General features: G+C 50.3%; 7 protein-coding genes and 1 pseudogene. 2 read left to right on the top strand and 6 right to left on the bottom strand.

Translation table 11 applies throughout. The features are described 5' to 3' along the window. The first annotated feature begins 69 nt into the window (after window positions 1-69). A pseudogene (locus B9Y55_RS13760) lies at window positions 70-1,655 on the top strand (IS3 family transposase). Window positions 1,656-1,826: 171 nt separating this feature from the next. Here the strand turns inward: B9Y55_RS13760 and B9Y55_RS12900 are convergent. From B9Y55_RS12900 to B9Y55_RS12875, 6 genes are all read right to left on the bottom strand, one after another. Then, window positions 1,827-2,753 carry a glycosyltransferase family 2 protein gene (locus B9Y55_RS12900; RefSeq protein WP_159448360.1) on the bottom strand — a complete coding sequence of 309 codons (927 nt, stop codon included), beginning with the start codon at window positions 2,751-2,753 and terminating at the stop codon, window positions 1,827-1,829. 414 nt (window positions 2,754-3,167) lie between these two features. Further along, a complete protein-coding gene (locus tag B9Y55_RS12895) occupies window positions 3,168-3,671 on the bottom strand; it encodes a sigma-70 family RNA polymerase sigma factor (RefSeq protein WP_085545748.1) in 504 nt (167 codons plus the stop codon). Between the two features lie 16 nt (window positions 3,672-3,687). Beyond that, entirely contained in the window at window positions 3,688-4,026 is a 339-nt protein-coding gene (locus B9Y55_RS12890) for a D-Ala-D-Ala carboxypeptidase family metallohydrolase (RefSeq protein ID WP_085545747.1), read from the bottom strand. Continuing rightward, window positions 4,019-4,168 (bottom strand): YvrJ family protein, encoded by a 150-nt coding sequence (locus B9Y55_RS12885; protein ID WP_085545746.1) that lies wholly within the window; start codon window positions 4,166-4,168, stop codon window positions 4,019-4,021. Before B9Y55_RS12885 ends, B9Y55_RS12890 begins: the two co-directional genes overlap by 8 nt. Window positions 4,169-4,185: 17 nt before the next feature. Further along, the gene (locus B9Y55_RS12880; protein ID WP_085545745.1) at window positions 4,186-4,389 is read right to left on the bottom strand and encodes a DUF2922 domain-containing protein; all 204 of its coding nucleotides are present in this window, start codon (window positions 4,387-4,389) and stop codon (window positions 4,186-4,188) included. A gap of 34 nt (window positions 4,390-4,423) precedes the next feature. Then, entirely contained in the window at window positions 4,424-4,642 is a 219-nt protein-coding gene (locus tag B9Y55_RS12875) for a DUF1659 domain-containing protein (RefSeq protein ID WP_085545744.1), read from the bottom strand. 363 nt (window positions 4,643-5,005) lie between these two features. On the opposite strand from B9Y55_RS12875, the gene tnpA reads away from it, so the two are divergent. Further along, window positions 5,006-5,241, top strand: a 236-nt coding sequence (gene tnpA, locus B9Y55_RS12870; protein WP_407641452.1) for an IS66 family insertion sequence element accessory protein TnpA, incomplete at its 3' end; no start/stop codon positions are given.

Below are 5,241 nucleotides of genomic sequence, written 5' to 3'. Positions count from 1 at the left end.
CACTATGTGTCAGGATATATGTCGCGTCTCCCTGAGGTGGTAGAGTAATAGATCAAGGGGGTGCGATAGATGATACGCTACAGCCAGGAGTTTAAAGAATCGGCAATTCGGAAGATATTGCCTCCGGAGAACAGGTCGATATCGGAACTCTCAGAAGAGACGGGAGTAACGAAAACCACGCTCCGCAAATGGAAAAAAGAGGCCCAAGTCGTAGGAGCAGCAGCCCCGTGTAACGAAGCGCAGATAAGTCGCTGGAATGGGGAGGATAGGCTCCAGATCGTATTGGAGACATACGGTCTCAACGAGTCTGAGCGTAGCGAATATTGTCGTTCTAAAGGCCTATACCCGGAGGACATCAAGGCATGGCGTAACGCCTGTATCAAGGCCGCGGTAGGACAGGCGATTGGTTACGATAAAAGCCAACAAGAGGCCGGTGTATCGAAGAAAAAGTACCAGGAGCTTGAAAAGGAGCTCCGTCGCAAGGAAAAGGCTTTGGCAGAAGCGGCAGCCCTTCTGGTATTCAGAAAAAAAGCCCAGGCGATCTGGGGGGACGAAGAGGAAGAATGATCAGGGCCTCGGATCGCCGTAAAGCAGTTGAGCTGATCAAAGAAGCCCATACCAACGGAGCTCGTCTCTTCAGGGCCTGTCAGGTTTTAGAAATCAACATCAGGACCTATCAGCGTTGGACCCTAGGAGGCGATGTAAAAGAAGACGGGCGTCCTGGTGCCGATCGACCATCTCCGAGCAACCGATTGAAGCCAGCGGAAAGAAATCGTGTATTAGCTATCGCCAACAGCCCAGAATATGGGAGCATGCCTCCGGCTCAAATCGTGGCAAATCTAGCGGACAAAGGTATTTACCTTGCCTCTGAGTCCAGTTTTTATCGAATTCTAAGGGAGAACAACCAACTTCATCACAGGGGACGAATGGCAAGAAGAACAAGCCATCGTCCGACAACCCACGGGGCTACCGCCCCCAACCAGCTTTGGTCATGGGACATCAGTTATCTGCCATCGGAAATCCGTGGCAGATGGCATCGTCTGTACCTTATCCTCGATATCTTTAGCCGTTTCATCGTAGGATGGGAGGTCTAGGAAGAAGAGACGAGCGAACATGCCCAGACGCTGATCAAAAGGACCTGCTTCAAAGAGGGTATTAGAACTGACCGCCAGCCTCTTGTTCTTCACTCGGACAACGGGAGCCCGATGAAAGCAGCGACCTTCAAGGCTACGTTGGAAAAACTGGGAATCACCAGCTCCTACAGTAGACCACGGGTAAGCAACGATAATGCCTACTCCGAGTCTTTGTTTAGAACGTTGAAATACCGTCCAGCCTTCCCTTCCCAAGGCTTTGGAAGCCTACAGGAAGCTAGAGAATGGATTCAATCCTTCGTCTACTGGTACAACGAGATTCATCGCCACAGAGCCCTACGGTTTGTGACACCGGGGCAACGCCATCGAAAAGAAGCTAATCATATCCTCGCTCAAAGACGAGAGGTCTTTGAGCGAGCAAAAAGCAAAAACCCGGAAAGATGGGGAGCCCGAGAGATTCGAGATCTTTCCCTGCCTGATATCGTTTTTCTAAATCCCGATAACCAGGATAGGATGGCTTCCGAATGCGCAGCGGAAACTCAAGAAACGCGACATGTGTCTTGACAGCCATCGCTGCTAGCTTTGACGCTTACCCTTTTTCGGCTATCAAAGAACCCTAAAGTGGGCCTCTTTTAGAGTATCACACTTCCAAGGGAAGCTATTGGTCCTTTCTCCATGGGCACTCCTCCGCAGCAAAGGAAAACTTGAGCAAGTTTCTCCCTTGTCAGGCCCACTTCATAGATTCAAAATGCGCTCTCCAACTTTGATTATCGCATTTTTGAAGTATATGGGATCTGCTAAACGAATTACCCTCAATAGCCACATAGCAACGCTTCTCCCCACATAGTCGTAGCTTTTTGAAAATACAAAACCTGATACAAATCGCACCATAGCACTATATTTGGCAAGAAGAGACACCTCAGCATCTCTTGATATCTGTATATTTACGACCATCTCATCTTTTAAGAAATCCCTTTGTGTTATAGACAATTTTTTAAACTTAGGTGCACATATATTATTACCATGAACCCTATAGCAAACTGAAGAGAACCCCACTTCCACGAATTGTTTTCCTTTTTTTGCAGAGCAAAACCATAGATAGTAGTCTTCTATGTGTTTTATTCCGCAAAGAAGATCCGCCGAGTCTTCCCACACATCCCTTGAGTAAAAAGCTCCTGGAGCTAGGATCATGCAACCTACACCAGCTAAAAGATTGGCCCTCTCACTGCTAGTCATTGGCATAAAAAGCCGCTGGTCGTTTTTCCTAATCCTTTTTTTATCAGTTAGCTCATTAACCTCAACAACATCAGAACAGAAAATCGTGTTTTTTATACCATCGTATTTCTTTATGACATCAATGGCTCCTGGAAGGAACCAGTCGTCGCCAGCCAAACCCTTGAGGAGAGATCCTTTCGATGCTGCGATACCCTTTCTGTGATTCCCGACGATACCCACATTCTTCGAGCCTTTGACTAGTTTTGCGTTGGCGAATCGGTGACCGTTTTTATCTATCCAAGCCTCGACAACCTCAGGAGTTCGGTCTGTAGAGCAGTCGTCGGTTACTATCAGCTCCACATCATGGACATCGGACTTCAGCATACTATTCAGAGTATCGAGGACATAGTTTTCTTGATTATAGGTCGCTATGATAACGGAAAGCATCGTTTTCATCCTCTCGGGGTAGATATCACACAAACCCCTAGAGCATTCTTAGCTATAAGGGGCCCTGCAAAAAAACTAATTTTTCGACAAAACAGAGTGCGCCCCATCCCACACCAAATAGCGACACTCTGCCCTTAGTTCTAAGACTCTCGGTTATAGCAGATCAGCTTCCTAACCCTCTCCTCCGACAGGCTGTCATCTTCGCAGAAGACATTGGGGATTCCTCCGCCGTAGAAGCGGACGTTCTCCCTGCCGAATATGGACTGGACAGCTTATGAGCAATTTTATTACTCACCCCACCTCTAGTCAAGGAAAATCCCCTTTCCCTAGGGGCTCTCTCAAAGAAAAAGCCCACCGATCTCTCGGTGGGCTTGCGGCTTGCTATGGCTGAGTTCGCTGGGCTGTGTTCGTCTATCAGTTCAGGTGTTTATGTAGCTTGGTCCGAAGCTTCTTTATCATGTAGCTGACGTTCTGTTGGGAGCAGCCCAGGTCTTTGGCTATCTCCGCTTGGGTCAGGCCGTAGAGTAGATCCTCCACCAGGAGGAAGTCGTCGGGCTCTATGGGAATTCCCGCAAGAAGAAGCTCGGGAGTGTAGTTGGGCCTCAGGTCTTCCGGTTCGTAGCCCGACTCGGCCAGTTCCTCTATGCTGCCGTGGTCCGCTTGCCTTCTGAGCTTCGCCGCTGCGTCCCGGACCTTGCCGGGGAGGTTTTGAGACAGATGGAGAGCCATGGATTTATCCTCCGGGCAGCTAAGGATAAGCTCCAGAACGTCGCAGGACGCTTGGGAGATCAGGTCGTCAAGATCGGCCCCTCGTCCGGCATAACGACGGGCGACGCTCCGAACCAGAGGGGCAAAACGATAAAAAGAGACGGTAGTTCTGTCCATTCCATTGCTTTCCACTGTGTAACCTGTACTCATAACTACTAAACCTCCCTTAAAGGTCCACCGCTAGGTGGACGAATCCTCGGCTCCCGTAGGGGATCACCGAGCTAAACCCTTCCTCTGTTGCCAGAAGGCAAAAGGACCTTTGTCGCTGCTGGGCGACCGCAACGTCGGCGGCGGCCCCTACCATGTGGCGGCTGTTCTCCACCCCTCCGACCTCTCGGTTGTGGCTGGGGCAGCGATAGCCGCTGGTTATCCTCACAGGGCCCCATCGGCCCCTGAGGGCCTCCAACCGGTGGAGAAGTTCCGGCTGGAGGCGTACGGTGAGACAGCAGGGGCACTGAAACTCGTCTAGCCTGAAATGGGGAGAGAGGGATACACGGTTATTCAACTCTGCTCTCCACTATGGCTAGTCTCAGTTCCTGTATGGCCTGGCTGAGGCTTTCGACCCGGCTTTCCATGCGGATCAGCAGATAGGCCGCTACCGCTATGGAGAAGCCGTTTTGGGCCACGCTGGCCAGTAGCTCTTCCACTATCAGGACCTCCTTTTCTAGACGATTATGTCGGTTACCGTTCTGTCGATCAGCTCCGCCCCGACGATGGACACCACACCGGCGGTGAGAGCGTCGTTGTCTATAACCGCCTGCATGGCACCTCGAACCTGGGCCTCGGTGAGGTCGTCCTTGGCGTAGCGGAGGGAGAGGCTGGTCTTGGTTCCGTCGACCTTTCCGAAGATCATCTTCACTGTTTTCACGTTTTCACCTCCTCTCTATCATCGCAAAAACTCCCTAGGCTGAGACCAGGTTGACGTCGGCCTTGTGGGATTCCACCACCGGAACGGACAGGAGTCCGCCCAGAGCGGTTACCACGGCGTCCACCTTGTCGGCGGTGAGGGCGGGATCCACTTTGGAGATCGACAGGCTCCCGAGCTTAGGAGTTCCGTCGACAGTGGTTCCCACCTGACACCTCATGACGATGCGGCTGGACATAGGTACAAAGCTTGCCATTAAGTTCACCTCCTTTTCTTTGGGGTCTGATATATAGAGTGGGAGGACGCCATGGTTTTCACAAACACGAAAACAAGGAAAAAACACGAAAAGCAGTTTTTTGCCGCAACAATTACAGGATACGCCTTTATTTTAAAAATGCAAGGGGATTTGATTATCTTAAGATAAAAAATCTTAATAATATTAACATTCTTAAGAATCTAAAATGTTTTGCTATATACATTTGGATACGTTAAGGAGGGGCGACCTGGAAGAGCGTAAGCGTCAAAGCTAGCAGTACCTCGTAGCATCATCATCGGCGTGAGATAATCGCCCCACGATGAAGACTGAAGGGAACTCAATCAGTACGGGGGTGGTAGACCAATGATGACGAACCAAGAAGCTAAGCTAGCAGAGACCTTAAAGATCTGGACAGATCATATCAATGACTGTCGGTCCAGCGGAATGACCGTAAGGGCCTGGTGCAAATCCAAGGGAATCCACGTTCATACCTATTATTACCGCCAAAACCAGGTCCGCAAAGCTGCCTGCAAAGAGGCGCAACAGCAGGAGCGTAAGACATCGGTATTTGCCGAGATAAAGCCTATGGAGCAACGTCG

Source organism: Dethiosulfovibrio salsuginis, from assembly GCF_900177735.1.
GTDB classification, from domain to species: Bacteria; Synergistota; Synergistia; order Synergistales; family Dethiosulfovibrionaceae; genus Dethiosulfovibrio; species Dethiosulfovibrio salsuginis.
Note: the sequence above shows the minus strand (reverse complement) of the source record. Positions and strands in the feature narration are given on the sequence as shown.

Bases quoted from the DNA above. Each gene is read 5' to 3' on its own strand.
- B9Y55_RS12895 (WP_085545748.1), bottom strand. From the start codon at position 3,671: ATGAGTACAGGTTACACAGTGGAAAGCAATGGAATGGACAGAACTACC.
- B9Y55_RS12900 (WP_159448360.1), bottom strand. From the start codon at position 2,753: ATGCTTTCCGTTATCATAGCGACCTATAATCAAGAAAACTATGTCCTC.
- B9Y55_RS12875 (WP_085545744.1), bottom strand. From the start codon at position 4,642: ATGGCAAGCTTTGTACCTATGTCCAGCCGCATCGTCATGAGGTGTCAG.